Below are 22,324 nucleotides of genomic sequence, written 5' to 3'. Positions count from 1 at the left end.
GCTCACGCGACCGTTAGCTGTCCCGCATAAAGAATGAAAAAGCGCAGCAGCAGGACACCGGTCAGGCTGGCGCCGCATACCGCCAGCACGCCGTGAAACGTCGAACCGCGATTCGCCCAGGGCTTCAGCAGCATTGGCACAATCAGCCCCAGCCCCGCGACGCCAAGCCAGAACCACCATGTCCAGAATCCGCCGCCCAGCGCCGCAGTCAGCGCGCGCATTTTACCGTCATCGCCCAACGCCAGCCCAACGAAGAACGCCGCCAGCAGGAAGATTTCCAGCCAGACGACCGGCGTTTCCATGCGATGCACAAAATGCGCTTCAGTGCTGTGCGGATTGCTGCGATGACGCAAGGCCATCGCAATCAGCGCCACCGCCGCCCCGGAAGAGATCCCCGAGAACAGGAACAGCACCGGCAGGATCGGGTTATTAAGGAACGGATAGGACTTCAGCGCCGACAGCAGGAAGCCGGTATACGCCCCCAGCAGTACCGCCAGCACCAGCATTACCGTCTCAAGCAGGCGATGGAACGGCGTCAGCAACGTCAACGCTTTTTGCACCATCCCCAGACGCGGCAACCAGCGCTGTTGCAGGGCAATCACTTCTTTTTCAAAGATTTTCGCCAGCCACAGAACCAGTACCACCATATAGAGCTGGAACAGCATGACGCCCATCGACATCACCGACGTGAAGCTGTAGTGGAACATCAGTTTCCAGAAGGTCCACGGGCGCGTCAGGTGAAAGATCAGGATCAGCAGGCCAAGAATAATTGCCCCCGGCCCCACCACCAGCGTCGTACGCAGCAGCGTGCTGTCCGCCCCGCCCGCTTCCGGGTGAATGCGGCGCAGCAAAATAGCCAGCGTCACTAACCCGGCAGAAATACCAATCAGAAACAGATAGATGGCGATGGGCCAGTCCCACACCAGCGATTCAAAATGGAAAGCAGAAGCGTGCGTCATTGGCTCACCTCCCCAAATTTAAAGGGAACGCGGTAGACCTTCGGTTTCGTACCCAGCGCCAGCTTGTAGCGGTAGGTGGTTTTCTGCCGCAGCAGACGAGAGATGTCGCTGTTGGGATCGTCCAGGTTGCCAAACGTCAGCGCCTTTGTCGGGCAGGACTCGACGCAGGCGGGCAACTTACCCGCTTTCAGGTTGGTTTTCCGGCAGAAATCGCACTTATCCGCCGTCTTGCTGACCGGATGGATAAAGCGTACGCGATAAGGACACGCCGCAATGCAATACTGGCAGCCGACGCACAGATCCGGGTTCACATCGACGATACCGCTGGCGGCATCGCGGAATGACGCCCCGGTCGGGCAAACATCGACGCAGGGCGCATGGTCGCAGTGCTGGCACGAATGACGGAAGAATTGATACTTCACGTCAGGAAACGTCCCCTGCGGCTCGCTGCGGATAATCGTCAGACGCGACACGCCCTCCGGCACCTGGTTCACTTCCCGACAGGCATCCATACAGGCGGTACAGCCGATGCATAATGACTCATCATGCACCATGCCATAACGCACGCCGTTGATATTCAACGTTTTCGCCACCACGCGTCCTGCTGTTCCGCTGACCGCCACCAGCGCGCCGACGCGGGTGATAAACTGGCGACGAGAGCAACTCATGGATGCTCCTTAAGCAAGGGAACGGACGCCGGGTTAAAGTGCGGATTGGTGCGCTGATCGCTGTGGCAATCGACGCAAATCTTAATCCGTCCTTTCTCATTGAGCGTCTGCATCGTGTCTTGCTGTGGATGCAGCGAGTGACAGCTGGCGCACGCCACTTTGGTCACATGGACATCATGCGGCCAGAACGCTTTTTGCAGCTGCTCAGGCAGGTGGCAGGACATACAGACGCTGTTCTGCTGCTCTACCGTATACATCGGGTCATTAAAGCGCATCACATCTTTCACCCCTTCGCGGTGTTTAGGCGATGGCTGACCGTGACAGTTGGTGCACGTAACCGGCAGCTTGTTGTTCGGGTTAACGACAGAAGCGTGCTTACCGTGCATACCCTCGGTATCCGGCTTGTGGCAATCCAGACAAGCAGCATCTGGATTACGCTGCTGGGTGACCGTCCAGCGTTGCTCTGAGTCCTGCGGCGTTGGGGTAGCGGTTATCCCACACAGGCTCCAGAACAGACCTGACGCCAGCACCCCAGCAGTTAATAACGAACGTAATACGCTCATATTCACTCCGTTGCATAATGCCTGATGGCGCTACGCTTATCAGGCCTACAAGACTTCCGTAGGCCGGATAAAGCGCTTGCGCTGCCATCCGGCAAATTTGTCACATGTGAGGTTATTGGCTTAACAGACCGTTTTTACGCGCCTGATCTTCCCATTGCGGAATCACCGTCTTGATGAAGTCCTGCTTCTCGGCGTTGATTTGCTGCATGTTCAAACCAATCGCTTTCTGGGCTTTCTCTTTGGTGGAGATATCCGGCAGCGGGATTTCATGAGTGATGCCTTTACTGCCCAGCAGACGCACCAGTTTGGTACGGGCATCCGCCGCTTTATCCATCGCGCCGCCCAGCATACGCAGACCTTCATCCGGGGCATGCATATGGATGCCGTGCGAGGCAATCGCCAGATCCCAGCGCCACTGCGCATGACGAATATCGTCCAGAATCGGTTTCATTTCCGCTTCTGTCGCGCCCGCATCCCACGCTGCTTTCGCTTCGAAATGCGCGTGTACTAACTGATCTTCAACCTTGATTTTCAGGTCATGAATCGCCTGTTTACGCTCAGCAACCACTTTTTGCAGGGAGGCTTTATCCTGGGTGTGGCAGTTGGCGCAGGTCTGGGCGAAGTTATCAAACGGGTTGCCAATCTTATGGTCGGTGTAGAGTTTGCCTTCGGCGTTCTGCACTTTCGGCATGTGACAATCAATACAGGTCACGTTGTTCTTGCCGTGAATGCCCACGCTCCAGGTTTCATATTCCGGGTGCTGCGCTTTCAGCATTGGCGTTTTCGACAGCGGGTTTGTCCAGTCAGAGAAGGCGATGGCGTCGTAATATTTCTCCATATCCTCGACTTTTGTTCCCTCATCCCACGGGAATTTGACGGCTTTGTTTTTACCGTCAAAGTAGTACTCCACATGGCACTGCCCGCACACCATAGATTGCTGGTCAAAACGGCTGGCTTTATCAAACGGTTTGCCGATGGTTTCCATCGCGCGCTCGGCATAAGGACGGGAGAGCGTTAACGCTGGTTTGCCTTTGGCGAAATCGTCTGAGGCGGTGTTATGGCAGTCGGCGCAGCCCAGGGCATTGACGATTTCCGGGCCGCCGCGCGCCCATTTACCGTGGAAGTAGCCGTCTTCGCCATCTTTCTGGATCAGACGCGCCACATCCGGGCTTTTACAGCTCCAGCAGGCCATCGGCAATGGGCCATCTTCGGCATTTTTCGGTGCGCCGGTACGCAGGGTTTCACGCACATCGGTAACCGCATAAGCGTGCCCGCGCGGCTTATTGTAGTCACGCGAGAAGGGGTATCCCGCCCACAGGATCACCAGACGCGGGTCTTCTGCCAGCGCATCTTCACGCGTTGACTGTTCTGACGTCGCTTTCCATGAGAGATATTGATCGGGATGCTGAGGGGCGAAGGTTTCATTCTTCGCTTCAACGGTGACGGTCTTTGCGGGAACGGACGTTTGTTCAGCGTATACAGAGGAAATGAAAAAAAACGGTAATATCAGGCTGAAGAAACGGCGTGCGCGTAATATTGTCCTTGCCATAGAGGTCTCATCCAGATTGCGCCATTGCCTTCAATGGCGGTTCTTTATTTTGTTTTTCCACAACAGCAACCGCACGAATACTGTCATGACATTGCTCCCCTCTATGTGTAACAAAAAACCCCATTAAAAATGTTGTCTTTAATCAATTGTAAGTGCATGTAAAATACCACTTTAGAGTTATACCACCCTCCTTAAACCTACTCCTTTCGTTAGCATTCGACGCGGATCACTTTTTCAACAACTCGCCTGTAACTGCATGTTATCGCGGGTATTAATCCATTTTTGCGAGATTCCTTCAAAAATCACTTTGCCGTTTATTTGCACAGTTCCGTTATTGCGTGATCTGCCGCGCAAATACTAAACAAAACTGCCAAAGCCCCTACATTTAACTTTTGTGAGACATATTATTAACATCTTACAAGGAGAACAAAAGCCATGAGCCAAATACATAAACACGCTATTCCCGCAAACATTGCGGATCGTTGCCTGATAAACCCGGAGCAGTATGAGGCGAAATATCAACAATCTATTAACGAGCCAGATACCTTTTGGGGTGAACAGGGAAAGATTCTCGACTGGATTACACCGTATAAAAAAGTGAAGAACACCTCCTTTGCGCCCGGCAACGTGTCGATTAAATGGTATGAAGATGGCACGCTGAACCTGGCGGCAAACTGCCTTGACCGCCATCTGCAAGAAAACGGCGACCGTACCGCCATCATCTGGGAAGGCGATGACGCCACCCAGAGCAAACACATTTCATATCGCGAATTGCATCGCGATGTTTGTCGTTTCGCCAATACGCTGCTGGAGCTGGGCATTAAGAAAGGCGACGTCGTGGCTATTTATATGCCGATGGTGCCGGAGGCGGCGGTGGCGATGCTGGCCTGCGCGCGCATTGGCGCGGTGCATTCGGTGATCTTCGGCGGCTTCTCGCCGGAAGCGGTTGCCGGGCGAATCATCGACTCCAGCTCACGTCTGGTGATCACCGCCGATGAAGGCGTGCGTGCCGGACGCGGCATCCCGCTGAAAAAGAACGTCGATGATGCGCTGAAAAACCCGAATGTGAACAGCGTTGAACATGTGGTGGTTTTAAAACGTACTGGCGGGAAAGTCGACTGGCATGAAGGCCGCGATCTGTGGTGGAGCGACGTGATTGAGAAATCCAGCGCTGACCATCAGCCGGAAGAGATGAATGCGGAAGACCCGCTGTTTATCCTCTACACCTCCGGTTCAACCGGCAAGCCAAAAGGCGTGCTGCATACCACCGGCGGCTATCTGGTTTATGCCGCCACCACCTTTAAGTATGTCTTTGACTATCACCCGGACGATATCTACTGGTGTACCGCAGACGTAGGCTGGGTGACCGGGCACAGCTACCTGCTGTATGGGCCGCTGGCCTGCGGCGCAACCACCCTGATGTTTGAAGGCGTGCCAAACTGGCCGACGCCAGCGCGGATGGCGCAGGTGGTGGATAAGCACCAGGTTACTATTCTCTACACCGCCCCAACCGCTATTCGCGCTCTGATGGCGGAAGGCGATAAGGCGATTGAAGGCACCGATCGCTCTTCGCTGCGCATCCTCGGTTCCGTCGGCGAACCAATCAACCCGGAAGCGTGGGAATGGTACTGGAAGAAGATCGGTAACGAAAAATGCCCGGTAGTGGACACCTGGTGGCAGACCGAAACCGGCGGATTCATGATCACGCCGCTGCCCGGCGCGACTGAACTGAAAGCCGGTTCCGCCACGCGTCCGTTCTTTGGCGTGCAGCCCGCGCTGGTGGATAACGAAGGCCACCCGCAGGAAGGGGCGACCGAAGGCAATCTGGTGATTACCGACTCCTGGCCGGGTCAGGCGCGTACCCTGTTCGGCGATCACGAGCGTTTTGAGCAGACCTACTTCTCTACCTTCAAAAACATGTATTTCAGCGGCGACGGCGCGCGTCGTGATGAAGATGGTTACTACTGGATCACCGGGCGCGTCGATGACGTACTGAACGTTTCCGGCCATCGTCTGGGCACGGCGGAGATTGAATCCGCGCTGGTGTCGCATCCGAAGATTGCCGAAGCCGCGGTGGTCGGTATTCCGCACAACATCAAAGGCCAGGCCATCTACGCCTATGTCACGCTGAATCACGGCGAAGATCCGTCGCCGGAGCTGTATACCGAAGTACGCAACTGGGTACGTAAAGAAATTGGCCCGCTGGCAACACCGGACGTGCTGCACTGGACAGACTCACTGCCGAAAACGCGTTCCGGCAAAATCATGCGCCGTATTTTGCGCAAAATCGCAGCGGGCGATACCAGCAATCTGGGCGATACCTCAACTCTCGCCGATCCTGGCGTGGTCGAGAAACTGCTCGAAGAGAAGCAGGCCATCGCAATGCCTTCATAACCCTAACCGTGAAATGCCCGATGGCGCGCTGCTTATCGGGCCTACAGGTTCAACATCGCTTGTAGGCCCGATAAGGCTTCAGCCGCCATCCGGCAAAATAAAAAAATCCCCCTACCTTATCTCTGGAGACTCTGTGATGAATGACAATATTTATCAACGGATAGAAGACAGTGCGCGTTTCAGGGAGTTAGTCGAAAAACGGCAACGGTTTGCCACCATCCTGTCGGTCATCATGCTGGCGGTTTATATCAGCTTTATTTTACTGATCGCCTTCGCGCCGGGCTGGCTGGGCACCCCGCTACACGCCGGCACCAATGTCACCCGGGGTATTCCAATTGGGGTGGGCGTCATTCTGATCTCCTTCATCCTGACCGGTATTTACATCTGGCGGGCGAATGGTGAATTCGACCGTCTTAACAACGCCGTACTGCACGAGGTTAAAGCATCATGAAGAGAGTCCTGACGGCGCTTGCCGCCACACTACCCTTCGCTGCAAACGCAGCGGATGCCATTAGCGGTGCAGTAGAACGCCAGCCAACCAACTGGCAGGCAATCGTTATGTTCCTGATTTTCGTGGTGTTTACGCTCGGCATCACCTACTGGGCCTCTAAACGCGTCCGTTCACGCAGCGACTATTACACGGCAGGCGGGAATATTACCGGCTTCCAGAATGGGCTGGCGATCGCCGGCGACTATATGTCGGCAGCATCGTTCCTCGGGATTTCCGCTCTGGTGTTCACCTCCGGTTATGACGGGCTGATCTATTCACTCGGCTTCCTGGTGGGCTGGCCTATCATTCTGTTCCTGATCGCCGAGCGCTTGCGTAACCTGGGTCGCTATACCTTTGCCGACGTCGCCTCTTACCGACTGAAACAGGGGCCGATCCGCATTCTGTCTGCCTGTGGTTCGCTGGTGGTCGTGGCGCTTTACCTCATCGCCCAGATGGTGGGGGCAGGTAAACTGATCGAACTGTTGTTCGGTCTGAACTACCACATTGCGGTCGTGCTGGTGGGCGTTCTGATGATGATGTACGTCCTGTTCGGCGGCATGCTGGCAACGACATGGGTACAGATTATCAAAGCCGTACTGCTGCTGTTCGGCGCCAGCTTTATGGCGTTCATGGTGATGAAGCACGTCGGCTTCAGCTTCAACAACCTGTTCACCGAAGCGATGGCGGTACACCCGAAAGGTTCAGCCATTATGAGCCCTGGCGGTCTGGTCAACGACCCGATCTCCGCGCTGTCATTAGGCCTGGGGCTGATGTTCGGTACGGCAGGCTTACCGCACATTCTGATGCGTTTCTTTACCGTCAGCGATGCCCGCGAAGCGCGTAAGAGCGTGTTTTACGCCACTGGCTTTATGGGCTATTTCTACATCCTGACCTTTATTATCGGCTTCGGCGCGATCATGCTGGTCGGCGCTAACCCGGAGTATAAAGATGCCGCAGGCGCGTTAATCGGCGGCAACAACATGGCGGCGGTTCATCTGGCGAACGCGGTAGGCGGCAACCTGTTCCTCGGCTTTATCTCTGCGGTGGCCTTCGCAACGATCCTGGCGGTCGTGGCCGGTCTGACGCTGGCAGGCGCATCGGCGGTATCTCACGACCTGTACGCGAACGTGTTTCGTAAAGGCGCGACCGAACGCGAAGAATTGCGGGTATCGAAAATTACCGTACTGGTGCTGGGCGTGATCGCCATCATTCTGGGCGTGCTGTTTGAAAACCAGAATATCGCCTTCATGGTCGGCCTGGCGTTTGCCATCGCGGCGAGCTGCAACTTCCCAATCATCCTGCTCTCCATGTACTGGTCGAAGCTGACCACGCGCGGCGCGATGATGGGCGGCTGGTTAGGTCTGGTGACGGCTGTCGTGCTGATGGTTCTCGGCCCAACGATTTGGGTGCAAATCCTCGGCCACGAAAAAGCCATCTTCCCGTATGAGTATCCGGCGCTGTTCTCCATCAGCGTTGCCTTTATCGGGATCTGGTTCTTCTCCGCTACCGATAATTCTGCGGAAGGTAATCGCGAGCGTGAGCAGTTCCGCGCCCAGTTCATCCGTTCCCAGACCGGGTACGGCGTTGAGCAAGGCCGCGCGCATTAATTCAGCGCACTCCTCCGGCCTACGGGTCGGAGGACAACATCAGAACATCACTTTTGCGACCAGCGGCGCCGCCAGCACCATCATCACACCGGACAGCATCATCACCAGACTGGCGACGACGCCCTCCTGCTGACCCAGTTCATACGAACGCGCCGTACCGGCCCCATGTGATGCCGCGCCAAACCCGGCCCCTTTCGCCATTCCTTCACGAATAGACAGTCGCAAAAACAGCGCATCGCCAACCGCCATCCCGAACACGCCGGTCACCACCACAAAGAGCGCCACTAAATCCGGCTGACCGCCCAGCGGCTCTGCCGCCGCCAGCGCAAATGGCGTGGTGACGGAACGCACGGCCAGGCTGCGCTGAATCTCATCCGGCAGCGTAAACAGGCGCGCCAGCCAGACGGAACTGGTGACCGCCACCACGGTTGCCGTTACCACGCCCGCCGTCAGCGACATCCAGTGGCGTTTAATGATGGCGAGATTATCGTAAACCGGAACGGCAAACGCGATGGTCGCCGGGCCTAACAACCACAGCAGCCAGTGCGATTCGCCAATGTAGTTCTGCCAGGAGATATGGCCAAACACCAGTATCAATACCAACAGCGCGGGCGTGAGCACCAGCGGCATCAACGGCAGCTTACGAAAGCGACGGTACAGCCGCTTATTGACGAAATAGATCCCCAGCGTGATGACCAGGCACAGTACGCTTAGCTGAAAATTACTCACGGTTTACCCTGCTCATCTCATAGCGGTATACGTTATCCACCACCCATGCGGTTGCGCCAAGCACCATCAGCGTGCTGATCGCAATCACGGCGAAGATGCGCCAGCCGTCCATCAACAGCAGTTGCGCATAGTTAACGACCGCCACCACGGCGGGGACAAAGAACAGCAGCATTTCCGCCAGTAGCCAGTGTGCGCCCGCACGAACCCAGTTAAGCGGGATCACCCGACAGACAATCAGCGCCAGCATCAACGCCATCCCAACCAGATTGGCGGGAAGCGGCAGATGCAGCCATGAAACAAGATATTGAGCAAAAACAAATAAACCTGCATACAGCAGTACCTGAACCGGTATCTGGAGTCGTTGCATAACAGCAGGCGTAACACGGCTTATCGCCACAGCCATGAGGGAATGTCCTGAAAAATAAAACGGAACGCCAGTATAGAGAGCGCCCGTCCACTACTGAAATGAATTAAACTCATTGCAGGCATAGTCTTAAGGAATAATCATGGATATCAGAACGCTGCGTTATTTTGTCGAGGTGGTGCGCCAGCAGAGTTTCACCCGCGCAGCGGAGAAGTTATTTGTCACTCAGCCCACCATCAGCAAGATGCTGAAGAATCTGGAAGATGAGCTTAATTGCACGCTGCTGATCCGCGATGGGCGACGTCTGCTGCTGACGGATACCGGGCGCGTGGTGTTCGAGCGCGGCCTGGCGATCCTCGCTGAATTTCGCCAGCTGGAAGCAGAGCTGGGCGATATTAATCATCTCAATAAAGGGCTGCTGCGGCTTGGTATCCCGCCGATGGTCGGCATGCTGATGGCCGGGCCGATTAGCCTGTTTCGCCAGCGTTATCCGGGTGTGGAACTGAAGATTGCAGAATTTGGCGGTTTGACGGTACAGCAGGCGGTAATGAACGGCGAGCTGGATGTGGCGATGACCGCGCTGCCGGTGGAGGAAGAGAGCGGACTGACGACCTTGCCGCTGTTCAGCCACCCGCTATGCGTGCTGGTGCCGCGTTCCGGTAAGTGGATGGCGTGCGAGTCGATTTCCCCCGAAGCGCTGGCGGAGCATCCTCTGCTTATCTACAACGAAGATTTTGCGTTGAATCGCCAGCTGATGCGGCTTTTTAAGCAGCATGATGTGAAGCCGCGTATTGCGGTACGCAGCGGTCAGTGGGATTTCCTGGCCGCTATGGTGCAGGCCGGCGTCGGAATTGCGATTTTGCCGGAGCCGATTTGCCAACGGCTGGATAAACAAACCCTGCGTTGGCTCCCGCTGGAGAGTGATTTACGCTGGCAGTTAGGCATGATCTGGCGCGAAGGCGTTTATTTGTCCCACAGCGCCAGGGCGTGGTTGACGTGTTGTGAAGGGTTCTGGTTAACGCAGGAATAATACCTCGCTCGCCGGATGGCGGCGCAAGCGCCTTATCCGGCCTACGGGAATGCATTTTGTAGGCCCGGTAAGCGAAGCGCCACCGGGCGATACGGGTGCTTACTGATTCTCGATCAACAATGCTTCCAGCAAATCCAGGTCATGCAGCAGTTTTTGCAGGGTTTCGTTACTGATCTCACGCGTCGCGCGCAGGTGGTACAATTCTGCACGTTCCGAGCGTAGCGCCGCCAGGCGGAAGCGCCGTTCGAGGTTCTCTTCCTGCATTGAGCTTTCCACATCGTTACGCCCATCGGCGCGGCGACGCAAATTACCAATCACACGGGAGCTGACCTCGGTGAGTAACTGGTTATCGATGTTCTCTTCGGTATCTGCCGCCAGACGTTCTTCCATCTTCTGAATCGCGACAATCGCCACTTCCGCCGTGGCGGCGCGGGCGATTCGCTCCTCTTTCTGCTGCTGTGAGTGATCGCCCACTTCCAGATGTTGCAACAGAATCGGCAGCATCACGACCCCCACAAACAGCGAGAACAAAATCACGCCCGCCGCAAGGAATACCAGCTCATAGCGCGCCGGGAAGCCGTTACCATCCGGCAACAATAGCGGGATAGAGAGCACACCGGCCAGCGTAATCGCCCCGCGTACCCCCGCAAAGGAGGCGATGAGGACTTCACGCATCGTCCAGGCGCCAAACTCCATCGGCTTTTTCTTCAGGAAGCGATTACTGAAGTTCTTCATCGTCCACAGCCAGCCAAAGCGCACCAGCATCAGCGCGGCATAAATCAGCACGATATCGGTGAACAGCATCCAGGTTTCAACGTTGGGATCGGCTTCCGCCGCCACCAGCGACGACTCCAGAATCCCTGGCAGTTGCAGACCCAACAGCAGAAAGACCATGCCGTTAAAGACAAACTCCAGCATCGCCCAGGTGCTGTTGGCGCGCAGACGCATCGCCAGCGGCGCGCGACGCATAACACCGGAGCGGGTGATGGTCATCCCGGCCGCCACAGCGGCAAGAATGCCGGATACGCCGATATGTTCCGCAATCAGGTAGGAGGCGAACGGCAGCAGGAACAGCAGGACGATTTGCGTCGCTGGCTCATCCCCGCCCCAACGGCTCAGGAAACGCAGGGAGCGACCGTATAACCAACTGACGACAAAGCCCGCCAGAATACCGCCCACTGCGACTTTAAAGAACTCCACCGTCGCCCCGCCGACGGTAAACACCATCGTCCCCATCGCCACAGCGACGGCAAATTTCAACGACACCAGGCCGGACGCGTCGTTCATCAACGCCTCGCCTTGCAGGATGCCCATAATTTTCTTCGGAATGCGCCCCTCGCCGACAATGCCGGAAAGCGCAACCGCATCGGTCGGCGACAGTACGGCAGCCAGCGCGAAGGCCGGTATCAGCGGAATGCCCGGCACCAGCCAGTAAATCATAAAGCCAATTCCGACCACCGTGACCAGCACCAGCGCCAGCGCCAGACCGAAAATCTCTCGCCCATGTTCAAGAAACTCCCGGGTCGGCGTTTTCCAGCCGTCTGCGAACAACAGCGGCGGAATAAACAACACCAGGAACAGTTCAGGGTCAAATTCCACATGCAAACCAAACGTCGGCCATGCCAGCAGCGCGCCAATGGCGATTTGCATGAGGGGTAAAGGAAGCTGGAAGGGCAATACACGAGTAAATACCCCCGACAGCGAGACCACAAGGGTCATGATGAGTATTGTGAAGAAGATTTCCATGCGTTCCCTGTTTGCGATATTTCTTATGTTTTAAAACGTGAGGCGTCGTGCCTCAATTCTATCTTCCTCAGAGTAACGCAAAAGACAACGGGATGTGTCCTGAAAATAAAAACGGGCGGCAAAAGCCACCCGTTTTTAGAGGACGCCAGGAATCAGATAGCCCAGCCGCCCGCATAGAAGGCGACCAGCGCTACGGCAATTACCACGGTGCCGACGTTCAGCTTACGCCATTCGCCCGACACAATGCGGCCGATCACCAGCGTAGCAAAACCAATCATAATGCCGGTTACGATGTTGCAGGTCAGGACGATAAACACCGCCGTGATCAGACCCGCCATCGCATCCACAAAGTCAGCGAAGTCGATTTTCGCCACGTTGCTCAGCATCAGCAGGCCGACGTACATCAGCGCGGGCGCGGTCGCGTAGACCGGAACCAGATAAGAGAGCGGAGAGAGGAACAGGATCAGCAGGAACAGGACGCCGACGGTGATCGCCGTCAGACCCGTTTTACCGCCTGCCGCCGTACCCGCCGCCGATTCAATGTATACCGCCGCAGGCGCTGCGCCAACCAGACCAGAGAACACGCTGCTCAGGGAGTCGGTGGTCAGCGCTTTGCCGCCATCAATAATCTGCCCGTCTTTATCCAGCAGGTTCGCCTGGCCAGCGACCGCGCGAATCGTGCCGGTGGCGTCGAAAACAGCGGTCATCACCAGCGCCAGCACGCTCGGCAGGACGATCGGGTTCAGCGCGCCCATAATATCCAGGCTGCCAATCAGCGAGTTGCCGTGTTCATCACTTAAAGACGGCATAGCAAAAAAGCCGGAGAAATGGACGGATGGATCGAAGATCAAACCCACAACCGAAATACCAATAATGGTCAGCAGAATGCCACCCGGCACCTTCAGTTTTTCCAGGCCGATAATGACCGCCAGACCAATCAGCGACATGATAACCGGGAAAGAATCAAAGTTACCCAGCGCGACCGGCAGACCGTCCAGCGGGTTCTTAATCACCAGACCCACGCCATTCGCGGCGATCAGCAACAGGAACAGGCCGATACCGATGCCGGTGCCGTGCGCCACGCCATGCGGCAGGTTGCGCAGGATCCAGCTACGGATACCGGTCGCCGAGATGATGGTAAACAGCACGCCCATCAGGAATACCGCACCCAGCGCAACCGGAACGCTAATGTGCTGACCCAGCACCAGGCTAAACGCGGTGAAGGCGGTCAACGAGATGGCGCAACCGATAGCCAACGGCAGGTTCGCCCACAGACCCATAACAATAGAACCGACGCCAGCCACCAGGCAGGTCGCCACAAATACGGCGGCAGGCGGGAATCCGGCTTTACCCAGCATCCCCGGAACCACGATAACGGAGTAGACCATCGCCAGGAAAGTCGTTAATCCGGCAACCACTTCCTGACGGACGGTGCTTCCACGGTGTGAAATTTTAAACCAGGCGTCGAGTGAACCGCCGGTACGCGCTGAAGGCGTAGACATAGAAAACATCCCCTGAGAGTTTATTTTTCGTCGAGTATGCGTGGTGGACAATCCACTGCCAGCGAAACGTCATCTCCTTGTGCTACGTTTGCAACAATAAGGGGTGTCGCAAAAAAGCAAACGTTTAACTCCGCGCATACAAAACGGGTAGTAAAAAAAAGCAAACGATTATCCAGCGATAATACGGGGCTTTTCAACTAAACTTTGCGGCTTTTTGCTTATTTCTTTTCATCACGCTCAATAAATCGCCAGTCGATGCGCAAACGTTATCGTCAATGCGCAATCTGATAACATTTTTTCTCGGGCGGACGACTGACACATCCGTCTATCCGCCAGGGATCTCAAAAGGACCGCCTTGCTGGATAGCCCTTTGCCACGCCGGGCGCATCTCTACGCGCTTCTTCCAGGCGCTAATGTGCGTCAGGTCGTTAATTCCGCCTCGGCTCAGTAACGCAAACAGAGGAAAACTCATCTGGATATCCGCCATGCTGATATGTTCCCCGGCAAACCAGGGCTGCGCGGCAAGATGCGCATCAATGTAGCGCGCATGCGTCTCCAGTTGCGGGTTGAGATACGCTTTTTGCACGCCCTGCCCCAGAATGCCGCCCAGCGTGCGTAACCCAAATGGCACCGGCGGTTTACCCAGGCTGACAAACACCAGTTTCATTAACAGCATTGGCATTAACGAGCCTTCCGCATAATGCAGCCAGAACCGATACTGCCGTTTTTGCCGGGCATCGGCAGGTTTAAACTGCCCTGCGTGGTCATAGGTTTCCTGCAAATACTCCAGGATGGCGCCGGATTCGGCGAGGATCTCACCGTTATCTTCAATAACGGGCGATTTTCCAAGCGGGTGGATTTTTTTCAGCGCCGGTGGCGCAAGCATGGTTTTTTCACGCTGGTAGCGAACAATCTGGTAGGGCAGCGACAGCTCCTCCAGCGCCCAGAGCACGCGCTGGGAACGAGATTGATTCAAATGATGCACCGTCAGCATGGCTGTCTCCTGTTTTTCATTCAAATTAACTATAGAAAAGAGCGAGAGATGGCGTAAAAATTTCGGCTAAAAAACAGACAATACACTGGCAAACGGGCGGGCATGGCATACAATTACAGTATCAACACAAACCGGAACCTCCACCACGTGCTCGACTGAGGGGTGTTGATGTCGGGGGAAACCCTCCCGTGAACCAACGGGATAGAGCGAAAGACAAAGACCGGAAACAAACTAAAGCGCCCTTGCGGCGCTTTAGTTTTATGCGCGGCGATATGGCGCTCGCTTATCCGGCCTACGCGCGTCCCGGCGAAACGACATTTAATCATCTTCCAGCAATCGCGCCCCTGTTCCCTGCGTACCGAGCTGATCGCCGGGGTTGCGCAGCGGGCAATCGCTACGCGACAAACAGCCGCAGCCGATGCAGCCGTCCAGCTCATCACGCAACGCCACCAGAGTATGAATACGTCTGTCCAGCTCCTCGCGCCATTGCGAAGAAAGCTGCTTCCACTCCTTTGCGCTCAACGTATGCCCCTCAGGCAATACGCCAAACGCTTCGCCAATGGTCGCCAGAGGAATGCCAATACGTTGAGCAATCTTGATGATCGCCACATAGCGCAGCACATCGCGCTTATATCGCCGCTGATTGCCGCTGTTACGGACACTGCTGATAAGCCCTTTGCTCTCATAAAAGTGCAGCGCCGATACCGCCACACCGCTACGTTTCGCCACCTCACCCGGCGTAAGCAGGGACTTTATACGCGGTAATTTCTTTTCCATAAATCGCTTTACCTCAAGTTAACTTGAGGAATTATACTCGCCCGCAGACAAAACGACGAATCGAACACTGAGAAAGAGGCAGCAATATGTCCCATCAGCAGATAATTCAGACCCTTATTGAATGGATTGATGAACATATCGACCAACCGCTGAACATTGATGTGGTCGCAAAAAAATCAGGTTACTCGAAGTGGTATTTACAGCGGATGTTCCGCACGGTGATGCATCAGACGCTGGGCGACTATATTCGTCAGCGCCGACTCCTGCTGGCCGCCGTAGAGCTACGAACGACCGAGCGCCCCATTTTTGATATCGCGATGGATCTGGGATATGTGTCGCAACAGACATTTTCGCGCGTCTTCCGCCGCGAGTTTGACCGCACGCCCAGCGACTACCGTCATCGCCTGTAACCTTACTGCCCGCGCTGCATCAGGAGTGCGGGCGACTGTTGCAACCACTGAATAAACGCCTGCGGCGGCATCGCCTTCGCAAAATACCATCCCTGACAATACTGAACGCCGCGCTTGAACAGCCAGTTCACCTGATCTGCCGTTTCCACGCCTTCGGCAATGGCCTTCAGGTGTAAACTTTGCGCCATTTCGATGATATGTTCCGCGATCAGATGGCTGGTGCTATTGGTGGTCAGCGTGTCGATAAAGGATTTATCAATCTTCAGAATATCGACATTCAATGAATACAGGTTGTGCAGGTTTGAATACCCTGTTCCAAAATCATCAATCGCCACTTCAAAACCTGCCTGACGAAATGCCTGAATAACCGGCGTGGTTTTCGGCACGTCAATAAAGCCGCGCTCCGTCACTTCCACCTTAATTTGTTGCGCAAGAACGGAATGCTGGCGGGCTTTCTCCGCAATTAACGCGATAAGCCGGGAGGAGTGGAAATCAGAAGCGGAGAGATTAATAGAGATATAAAGATGAGGTTGCGAGGCGAGAAAATGTCCCAGATCGTTGAATACTTCTTCCACCACGTAATCGGTAATCTGCGCAATCATCCCCTCTTTTTCAGCCAGCGGGATGAACTCTGCCGGGCTCATCACCTGCCCTTCAAAACCAGGCCAGCGCAATAGCGCCTCCGCCCCCACGCATTTTTCATTTTGAATATCAATAATGGGCTGATAATAAAGACGCAGTTGACGTTTATCGATCGCTCGCTGCAACAAACGGCGCGGTGAATGATATTCCTCACGCGTACGCGACCACATCAATAACACAATGATGCTACAGATAATGCCTAACGGCAGCGTTAACGTCGCCTGATGGTACAGGTTCTGATAGAAACGCGCGTTATCAGTGGAAACAATTATCGCGATCGGACGTTTTTCTGAATGGGCAATAGTATAGAAGCGATTATTTTGCTGAAAGGTAGATTCATCACGGTGCAGCAACGGTAATAATTGTTCGACGTTTGCCTGCTCGCTCACGGAGAAAAAGGAGTTCGTCACCGTGTCATATACACCCCAAGCCAGAGTCGGATCGTCTGACATCACCTCGCTGTAAGACAACGGGTTTATTACCGCGACATAGTGTCCTCTTTGCATATACGTCATTTTGTAGCCAGCAAAGAATGGCGTATCACGATAGTAATAAATAGAAACGTCTGGTTCTCGTTTATAATCTGCGGCAGGGATAATATAAGGACTGGCAGGCGCCATTACCGTAGAGCATAAAAAATGATCGTCTTGCGCATAAATTAACTCGCTGATATACAGACGACCACGAATAATATCCTGCATTCGTTTTTGATGCGCAGGAGTACAGGCTTTTCCCTGATACTGCTGTATCGCGTCGCGGGCCAGCTCCACCTGCTGGACAACCAGTTCCGTTTTTTCTAATGCCAACTCGGCAAAAGAGTGCAGTTGATTACGGGTTTCAGACACCGCCCGCATGTGGGCAAACCATAGCGCCAGCATCACGGGGAGTAATACCACCATGATTGTTCCAAGGAATCTCAGCAACTTTCGTTGCGCGCTATGATTCATTTCGGCCCTGTATCCCTGAATTGTCTGTGCCTGTCATCATCAAGGCGGATGCTATAACAAACAGGTGATTACGTTGCATGAATTAAGCGACATTAGCAACAGACTTTTCCTGGTAAAAGTCTGATATTGACGGATGACGATAATATTTTCCCGTAAGGCAAACTTAAAGTTATGCTTATTTTTATTAGGGAATATTCTAATCCAAAAGGAGTAAGAATTTTCCAGGGTTTTTTCCGATTAATGCAGAAAAATTAAGTTAAATTTCCAGGCTGGTTAATTTTCCGGCGCTAATAAAATGGTAATAAAAATACATCTTCAATAACCAGCCCCATAATCTTCCGGTATAGCCCCCTCCAGATACCCATATTTAATTTGTGGTTATAAAGCGCACAAAAAAGGGTGCCCTGCACTGGCTAACAAACAATTTATTGTGATATAGTTCACAAAAAATGATGAAACAGAAACGTTGTTTCATTCAGTGTCGATGTCATGCCCGTCGATAGCCAGAGTGTACCACGCCTTCCGTGAGCAACGCCGCGCTGTCCAGGGCACCTGCTATTCTCAGAGGAAATGTTTCATGGCTACCATAACCACTGGCGTGGTTCTTCTCCGCTGGCAACTGCTGAGCGCTGTGCTCATGTTTTTAGCCAGCACGCTCAATATTCGCTTTCGTAAATCCGACTATATCGGACTCGCGGTGATCAGTAGCGGCCTTGGCGTCGTGTCGGCCTGCTGGTTTGCAACCGGGTTACTCGGCATCACTCTGATGGATGTCTCCGCAATCTGGAACAATATCGAAGCCGTGATGGTAGAAGCCATGAGCCATACCCCGCCAGAGTGGCCGATGGTGTTGACCTGATGCTGATATAAGCCTCCGCCCGGAGGCTTTTTTATTCTCTCAAAAACAGCCAGTTAACCTTTATCCCGCTAAAATCGCCGTATCATTTATTGTAATGAGAACTATTCTCATATTAACATCCCCGCCGTGATGATTAACTTTTGATACTTTTCCGCTATGCCGACTCCAGTTCAGTGCGCTCCTTTAACGTTTGAATCGCTGTATCGCGCGCATCACGGCTGGCTGACGCACTGGCTGGCGCGAAAGTTACAGTCGGCGTTCGACGCCGACGATGTCGCCCAGGACACCTTCCTGCGTATTATTAACGGTGAATCTCTGACGGCGATTCGTGACCCAAAGTCGTTTCTCTGCACCGTCGCCAAACGGGTGATGATCGACCTTTTCCGCCGCAATGCGCTGGAAAAAGCGTATCTGGAGATGCTTACGCAGTTACCCGAAACGCTGGCGCCTTCCGCTGAAGAAAAGCAGTCGCATCTCGAAACGCTGCAACTTGTCGACAGGATGCTGGACGGGTTGAGCGCCAAAGCGAGAACGGCCTTCCTGCTTTCTCAGCTTGACGGGCTGACCTACAGCGACATCGCGCAACGTCTGAATGTTTCCGTCAGTTCGGTGAAAAAGTACGTCGCGAAAGCCACGGAACACTGCCTGCTGTTCCGCCTGGAGCATGATCTGTGAAAACCTCCCTCACCGATGCCCGCCGCCAGGCGCTACGTTCAGCCTCACACTGGTATGCCGTTTTAAGCGGGGAGCGCGTAAGCCCCCAGCAGGAAGCGCGCTGGCAGCAGTGGTATGAACAAGATCAGGATAATCAATGGGCCTGGCAGCAGGTCGAAAACCTGCGCTGCCAGATGAGCAGCGTCCCCGGCAAACTCGCCAGCCACACGCTGAAAGACAGCCGCCTGACGCGCCGCCACGTACTGAAAGGGTTGCTGTTGCTGGTCTGCGCGGGCGGCAGTTGGCAGCTCTGGCGATCGGAGTTGGGCGAAGGCCTGCGTGCTGATTATCGTACCGCCCGGGGGCAGACTCGCCAGCAGACGCTGGAGGATGGCACGTTGCTTTCGCTGAATACCGACAGCGCGGTTAACGTGCGATTTGACGGTAGCCAGCGCCAGATCCAGCTCTGGTACGGCGAGATCGCCATTACCACCGGAAAAGACGCGCTGCAACGCCCGTTTCGTGTACAGACGCGCCAGGGCCAGCTCACCGCATTGGGTACGGAATTTACCGTACGCCAGGACGGCGATGAAACCGTCCTTAGCGTCCGCCAACATGCCGTCGAAGCGATTCTCGCCGGAGATCCGCAACAAAAGCGGGTTATTCAGCAAGGTGAAACGGTGCGCTTCAGCGCCTCGCAGTTTGGCGACGTCGCATCATTGAATGACGAGTCTGCAAGCTGGACGCAGGGCGTGTTAAGTTTCAGCGACAAACCTCTGGGCGACGTCATCGCCACGCTCTCGCGCTACCGGCACGGCATACTGCGTTGCGACCCGGCCGTTGCCGGATTACGCCTGACAGGGACGTTCCCGCTCGGCAACACCGATGCCGTACTGAATGCGATCGCGAAAACGCTTCCTGTGAAAATTCAGTTTGTTACGCGCTACTGGATCACGCTGTCTCCCGCCATTTAAACGATAACGAAAAAAATTATCATTTTTATTGTCCCTTTTGCCCCGCTCGTTCGACTTCATAACTGAATACAAATAAAGAAATGATGATGGAGACGTGATGGCCTTTCATAACACAGCACCTCTGGTGATGGCGATTCGTTTAAGCCTGCTTCCGCTTGCCGGACTGGCTTCACTGCCTGCATTTGCCACGCAGTTCGATATTGCCGCCGGAGACTTAGACAAAGCACTTAATCAATACGCTGCCCGCAGCGGCATTATTATGTCAGTGGATGCTTCGCTCACGCGGGGCAAACACAGTGACGGACTGCACGGCGACTACGCGCTTGAAGATGGCCTGCGCACGCTGCTAAAGGGGAGCGGCCTACAGGAGAAATCGTTAGGCGATAACACCTGGACGCTGGAAGCCGCCCCGGTTGCCAGCGAGGACTCGTTGACCGTAGTCGGCGACTGGCTGGGTGAAGCCCGGGAAAACGACGTGTTCGAACATGCCGGCGCGCGTGACGTTATCCGTCGGGATGATTTCACCAAAACCGGCGCGACGACCATGCGCGAAGCGCTGAACCGTATCCCCGGCGTCAACGCCCCGGAAAACAACGGCACCGGCAGCCATGATCTGGCGATGAACTTCGGTATTCGCGGCCTTAACCCACGCCTGGCCAGCCGCTCGACGGTATTGATGGACGGCATCCCCGTACCTTTTGCGCCATACGGTCAGCCGCAGCTGTCGCTCGCGCCGGTCTCTCTGGGCAATATGGATGCCGTTGACGTGGTGCGCGGCGGCGGCGCGGTGCGCTATGGGCCGCAAAGCGTGGGCGGCGTGGTGAACTTCGTGACCCGCGCGATTCCGCAGGATTTCGGTATTGAAGCCGGCGTTGAAGGGCAACTCAGCCCCACCTCGTCGCAAAACAATCCAAAAGAGACGCACAACCTGATGGTAGGCGGAACGGCGGATAACGGTTTCGGCACGGCCCTGCTCTACTCCGGCACGCGCGGCAGCGACTGGCGCGAACACAGCAACACCCGTATCGACGACGTGATGCTGAAAAGCAAATACGCGCCTGACGAGGTACACACCTTCAATAGCCTGCTGCAATACTATGACGGTCACGCCGATATGCCCGGCGGCCTGTCCCGCGCCGACTACGACGCCGATCGCTGGCAGTCCACGCGCCCGTATGACAGCTTCTGGGGCCGCCGCCAGCTTGCCAGTCTGGGATATCAATACCAGCCCGACAGCCAGCACAAATTCAATGTTCAGGGTTTCTACACCCGCACCCTGCGCAGCGGTTATTTAGAGCAAGGAAAACGCATTACGCTCTCACCGCGCTACTACTGGGTTCGCGGCATTGAACCGCGCTACAGCCAGAGCTTTATGATTGGCCCGTCTGCGCATGAAGTCGGCGTAGGCTATCGCTATGTCAATGAATCCACGCATGAAATGCGCTACTACACCGCAACCACCAGCGGTCAGTTGCCGTCAACATCCAGCCCTTATGACCGTGATACGCGTTCAGGGACCGAAGCTCACGCCTGGTATCTCGATGACAAAATTGATATCGGCAACTGGACCATTACGCCAGGTATGCGTTTTGAGCACATTGAATCCTACCAGGACAACAACGTTAAAGGTACGCACGAAGAGGTGAGCTACAACGCCCCGCTTCCGGCGCTTAACGTCCTCTACCACCTCACTGACAGCTGGAATCTTTATGCCAACACTGAAGGCTCGTTCGGCACCGTACAGTACAGTCAAATTGGCAAGGCTGTGCAAAGCGGCAATGTGGAACCGGAAAAAGCGCGAACCTGGGAAGTCGGAACCCGATTCGACAACGGCGCGCTGACGGCGGAAATGGGGCTGTTCCTGATTAACTTTAATAATCAGTACGACTCCAACCAGACTAACGATACGGTTACCGCCCGTGGCAAAACCCGTCATACCGGGCTGGAAACGCAGGTACGTTACGATCTCGGCGATATGACGCCCACGCTGGAAAATGTCGCCGTTTATGCTAACTACGCGTACGTTAACGCCGAAATTCGCGAAAAAGGCGACACTTACGGCAATCAGGTGCCGTTCTCACCGAAGCATAAAGGAACGCTGGGCGTGGATTACAAACCCGGCAACTGGACGTTCAACCTGAACAGCGATTTCCAGTCCAGCCAGTTTGCCGACAACGCCAATACCGGGAAAGAGAGCGCGGACGGCAGCACCGGGCGTATTCCGGGTTACATGTTGTGGGGCGCGCGCGTGGCGTATGACTTCGGCCCCGAGATGGCCAACCTGAACCTGGCGTTTGGCGTGAAGAATATCTTCGACCACGAGTATTACACCCGCTCGTATGACGACAACAACAAAGGCATCTATGCCGGACAGCCGCGAACGCTGTACCTGCAAGGGTCACTGAAGTTCTGATTGTTCATTTGTTGCCGGGTGGCGGCGTAAATGCCTTACCTGGCCTACAGAGT

The 22,324-nt window shown here is 55.0% G+C and carries 20 protein-coding genes; 9 read left to right on the top strand and 11 right to left on the bottom strand.

Annotated features, from left to right (window positions below):
* Positions 1 to 2: 2 nt before the first annotated feature.
* The 4 genes from nrfD to nrfA all read right to left on the bottom strand — a co-directional run bounded on the left by nrfD (position 3) and on the right by nrfA (position 3,739).
* Complete coding sequence (nrfD, locus tag OGV83_RS18745) at positions 3 to 959, bottom strand: cytochrome c nitrite reductase subunit NrfD (protein ID WP_049011576.1); 957 nt, start codon at positions 957 to 959, stop codon at positions 3 to 5.
* Positions 956 to 1,627, bottom strand: a complete 672-nt coding sequence (gene nrfC / locus OGV83_RS18740) for a cytochrome c nitrite reductase Fe-S protein (protein ID WP_012134582.1) — start codon at positions 1,625 to 1,627, stop codon at positions 956 to 958. Before nrfC ends, nrfD begins: the two co-directional genes overlap by 4 nt.
* A complete protein-coding gene (gene nrfB / locus OGV83_RS18735; RefSeq protein ID WP_024130827.1) occupies positions 1,624 to 2,190 on the bottom strand; it encodes a cytochrome c nitrite reductase pentaheme subunit in 567 nt (188 codons plus the stop codon). Before nrfB ends, nrfC begins: the two co-directional genes overlap by 4 nt.
* 112 nt (positions 2,191 to 2,302) lie before the next feature.
* Positions 2,303 to 3,739: an ammonia-forming nitrite reductase cytochrome c552 subunit gene (nrfA, locus tag OGV83_RS18730; protein ID WP_012134584.1), complete on the bottom strand. Its 1,437-nt coding sequence runs from the start codon at positions 3,737 to 3,739 to the stop codon at positions 2,303 to 2,305.
* A 435-nt stretch (positions 3,740 to 4,174) separates the two neighbouring features.
* On the opposite strand from nrfA, the gene acs reads away from it, so the two are divergent.
* The 3 genes from acs (at position 4,175) to actP (ending at position 8,230) form a co-directional block, all read left to right on the top strand.
* Positions 4,175 to 6,133, top strand: coding sequence for an acetate--CoA ligase (gene acs / locus OGV83_RS18725; protein ID WP_012134587.1), 1,959 nt, complete (start codon positions 4,175 to 4,177; stop codon positions 6,131 to 6,133).
* 136 nt (positions 6,134 to 6,269) lie between these two features.
* Complete coding sequence (locus tag OGV83_RS18720) at positions 6,270 to 6,584, top strand: DUF485 domain-containing protein (RefSeq protein ID WP_024130828.1); 315 nt, start codon at positions 6,270 to 6,272, stop codon at positions 6,582 to 6,584.
* The gene (actP, locus tag OGV83_RS18715) at positions 6,581 to 8,230 is read left to right on the top strand and encodes a cation/acetate symporter ActP (protein ID WP_012134589.1); all 1,650 of its coding nucleotides are present in this window, start codon (positions 6,581 to 6,583) and stop codon (positions 8,228 to 8,230) included. Before OGV83_RS18720 ends, actP begins: the two co-directional genes overlap by 4 nt.
* Positions 8,231 to 8,269: 39 nt before the next feature.
* Here the strand turns inward: actP and OGV83_RS18710 are convergent, their stop codons facing one another.
* Together OGV83_RS18710 and OGV83_RS18705 are read right to left on the bottom strand one after the other, a co-directional pair.
* Positions 8,270 to 8,959 (bottom strand): LrgB family protein, encoded by a 690-nt coding sequence (locus OGV83_RS18710; RefSeq protein WP_012134590.1) that lies wholly within the window; start codon positions 8,957 to 8,959, stop codon positions 8,270 to 8,272.
* Entirely contained in the window at positions 8,952 to 9,362 is a 411-nt protein-coding gene (locus OGV83_RS18705) for a CidA/LrgA family protein (RefSeq protein ID WP_286464341.1), read from the bottom strand. Before OGV83_RS18705 ends, OGV83_RS18710 begins: the two co-directional genes overlap by 8 nt.
* 103 nt (positions 9,363 to 9,465) lie before the next feature.
* Here OGV83_RS18705 and OGV83_RS18700 point away from each other — a divergent pair, with 103 nt between their 5' ends.
* Positions 9,466 to 10,353, top strand: a complete 888-nt coding sequence (locus OGV83_RS18700) for a LysR family transcriptional regulator (protein WP_012134592.1) — start codon at positions 9,466 to 9,468, stop codon at positions 10,351 to 10,353.
* 99 nt (positions 10,354 to 10,452) lie between these two features.
* Here OGV83_RS18700 and OGV83_RS18695 read toward each other — a convergent pair whose 3' ends face one another.
* From OGV83_RS18695 to soxR, 4 genes are all read right to left on the bottom strand, one after another.
* Complete coding sequence (locus OGV83_RS18695; RefSeq protein ID WP_012134595.1) at positions 10,453 to 12,099, bottom strand: Na+/H+ antiporter; 1,647 nt, start codon at positions 12,097 to 12,099, stop codon at positions 10,453 to 10,455.
* Positions 12,100 to 12,251: 152 nt separating this feature from the next.
* Entirely contained in the window at positions 12,252 to 13,601 is a 1,350-nt protein-coding gene (gene ghxP, locus OGV83_RS18690; protein WP_024130830.1) for a guanine/hypoxanthine transporter GhxP, read from the bottom strand.
* A 325-nt stretch (positions 13,602 to 13,926) separates the two neighbouring features.
* Positions 13,927 to 14,595 (bottom strand): glutathione S-transferase family protein, encoded by a 669-nt coding sequence (locus tag OGV83_RS18685; protein ID WP_012134597.1) that lies wholly within the window; start codon positions 14,593 to 14,595, stop codon positions 13,927 to 13,929.
* A 318-nt stretch (positions 14,596 to 14,913) separates the two neighbouring features.
* A complete protein-coding gene (soxR, locus tag OGV83_RS18680; RefSeq protein ID WP_012134598.1) occupies positions 14,914 to 15,372 on the bottom strand; it encodes a redox-sensitive transcriptional activator SoxR in 459 nt (152 codons plus the stop codon).
* An 86-nt stretch (positions 15,373 to 15,458) separates the two neighbouring features.
* Between soxR and soxS the strand changes: the two genes are divergently transcribed.
* Complete coding sequence (soxS, locus tag OGV83_RS18675) at positions 15,459 to 15,782, top strand: superoxide response transcriptional regulator SoxS (RefSeq protein WP_012134599.1); 324 nt, start codon at positions 15,459 to 15,461, stop codon at positions 15,780 to 15,782.
* Positions 15,783 to 15,784: 2 nt separating this feature from the next.
* Here the strand turns inward: soxS and pdeC are convergent, their stop codons facing one another.
* Positions 15,785 to 17,371 (bottom strand): cyclic di-3',5'-guanosine monophosphate phosphodiesterase PdeC, encoded by a 1,587-nt coding sequence (gene pdeC / locus OGV83_RS18670; protein WP_012134600.1) that lies wholly within the window; start codon positions 17,369 to 17,371, stop codon positions 15,785 to 15,787.
* 577 nt (positions 17,372 to 17,948) lie between these two features.
* On the opposite strand from pdeC, the gene OGV83_RS18665 reads away from it, so the two are divergent.
* From OGV83_RS18665 to fecA, 4 genes are all read left to right on the top strand, one after another.
* Positions 17,949 to 18,230: a YjcB family protein gene (locus tag OGV83_RS18665; RefSeq protein WP_012134601.1), complete on the top strand. Its 282-nt coding sequence runs from the start codon at positions 17,949 to 17,951 to the stop codon at positions 18,228 to 18,230.
* A gap of 156 nt (positions 18,231 to 18,386) precedes the next feature.
* Positions 18,387 to 18,905: a ferric citrate uptake sigma factor FecI gene (gene fecI, locus OGV83_RS18660; RefSeq protein ID WP_199976356.1), complete on the top strand. Its 519-nt coding sequence runs from the start codon at positions 18,387 to 18,389 to the stop codon at positions 18,903 to 18,905.
* Positions 18,902 to 19,858 (top strand): ferric citrate uptake sigma factor regulator FecR, encoded by a 957-nt coding sequence (gene fecR / locus OGV83_RS18655; protein WP_286464340.1) that lies wholly within the window; start codon positions 18,902 to 18,904, stop codon positions 19,856 to 19,858. The genes fecI and fecR overlap by 4 nt, the downstream gene beginning before the upstream one ends.
* 97 nt (positions 19,859 to 19,955) lie before the next feature.
* Complete coding sequence (fecA, locus tag OGV83_RS18650) at positions 19,956 to 22,271, top strand: TonB-dependent Fe(3+) dicitrate receptor FecA (protein ID WP_012134604.1); 2,316 nt, start codon at positions 19,956 to 19,958, stop codon at positions 22,269 to 22,271.
* The last annotated feature ends 53 nt before the right edge of the window (positions 22,272 to 22,324 follow it).

It is taken from the genome of Citrobacter sp. CK189 (genome assembly GCF_030333505.1).
GTDB lineage: Bacteria > Pseudomonadota > Gammaproteobacteria > Enterobacterales > Enterobacteriaceae > Citrobacter_B > Citrobacter_B koseri.
This window is presented reverse-complemented; position numbering and strand designations above follow the sequence as displayed.

What these genes read in the sequence shown, in the direction of transcription:
- OGV83_RS18720 (WP_024130828.1), top strand. Translation starts at nt 6,270, where the DNA reads ATGAATGACAATATTTATCAACGGATAGAAGACAGTGCGCGTTTCAGG.
- nrfB (WP_024130827.1), bottom strand. Translation starts at nt 2,190, where the DNA reads ATGAGCGTATTACGTTCGTTATTAACTGCTGGGGTGCTGGCGTCAGGT.
- pdeC (WP_012134600.1), bottom strand. Translation starts at nt 17,371, where the DNA reads ATGAATCATAGCGCGCAACGAAAGTTGCTGAGATTCCTTGGAACAATC.
- nrfC (WP_012134582.1), bottom strand. Translation starts at nt 1,627, where the DNA reads ATGAGTTGCTCTCGTCGCCAGTTTATCACCCGCGTCGGCGCGCTGGTG.
- OGV83_RS18665 (WP_012134601.1), top strand. Translation starts at nt 17,949, where the DNA reads ATGGCTACCATAACCACTGGCGTGGTTCTTCTCCGCTGGCAACTGCTG.
- OGV83_RS18685 (WP_012134597.1), bottom strand. Translation starts at nt 14,595, where the DNA reads ATGCTGACGGTGCATCATTTGAATCAATCTCGTTCCCAGCGCGTGCTC.
- nrfA (WP_012134584.1), bottom strand. Translation starts at nt 3,739, where the DNA reads ATGGCAAGGACAATATTACGCGCACGCCGTTTCTTCAGCCTGATATTA.
- soxR (WP_012134598.1), bottom strand. Translation starts at nt 15,372, where the DNA reads ATGGAAAAGAAATTACCGCGTATAAAGTCCCTGCTTACGCCGGGTGAG.
- acs (WP_012134587.1), top strand. Translation starts at nt 4,175, where the DNA reads ATGAGCCAAATACATAAACACGCTATTCCCGCAAACATTGCGGATCGT.
- fecI (WP_199976356.1), top strand. Translation starts at nt 18,387, where the DNA reads ATGCCGACTCCAGTTCAGTGCGCTCCTTTAACGTTTGAATCGCTGTAT.
- actP (WP_012134589.1), top strand. Translation starts at nt 6,581, where the DNA reads ATGAAGAGAGTCCTGACGGCGCTTGCCGCCACACTACCCTTCGCTGCA.
- soxS (WP_012134599.1), top strand. Translation starts at nt 15,459, where the DNA reads ATGTCCCATCAGCAGATAATTCAGACCCTTATTGAATGGATTGATGAA.
- OGV83_RS18695 (WP_012134595.1), bottom strand. Translation starts at nt 12,099, where the DNA reads ATGGAAATCTTCTTCACAATACTCATCATGACCCTTGTGGTCTCGCTG.
- ghxP (WP_024130830.1), bottom strand. Translation starts at nt 13,601, where the DNA reads ATGTCTACGCCTTCAGCGCGTACCGGCGGTTCACTCGACGCCTGGTTT.
- OGV83_RS18705 (WP_286464341.1), bottom strand. Translation starts at nt 9,362, where the DNA reads ATGGCTGTGGCGATAAGCCGTGTTACGCCTGCTGTTATGCAACGACTC.
- OGV83_RS18700 (WP_012134592.1), top strand. Translation starts at nt 9,466, where the DNA reads ATGGATATCAGAACGCTGCGTTATTTTGTCGAGGTGGTGCGCCAGCAG.
- fecA (WP_012134604.1), top strand. Translation starts at nt 19,956, where the DNA reads ATGGCCTTTCATAACACAGCACCTCTGGTGATGGCGATTCGTTTAAGC.
- nrfD (WP_049011576.1), bottom strand. Translation starts at nt 959, where the DNA reads ATGACGCACGCTTCTGCTTTCCATTTTGAATCGCTGGTGTGGGACTGG.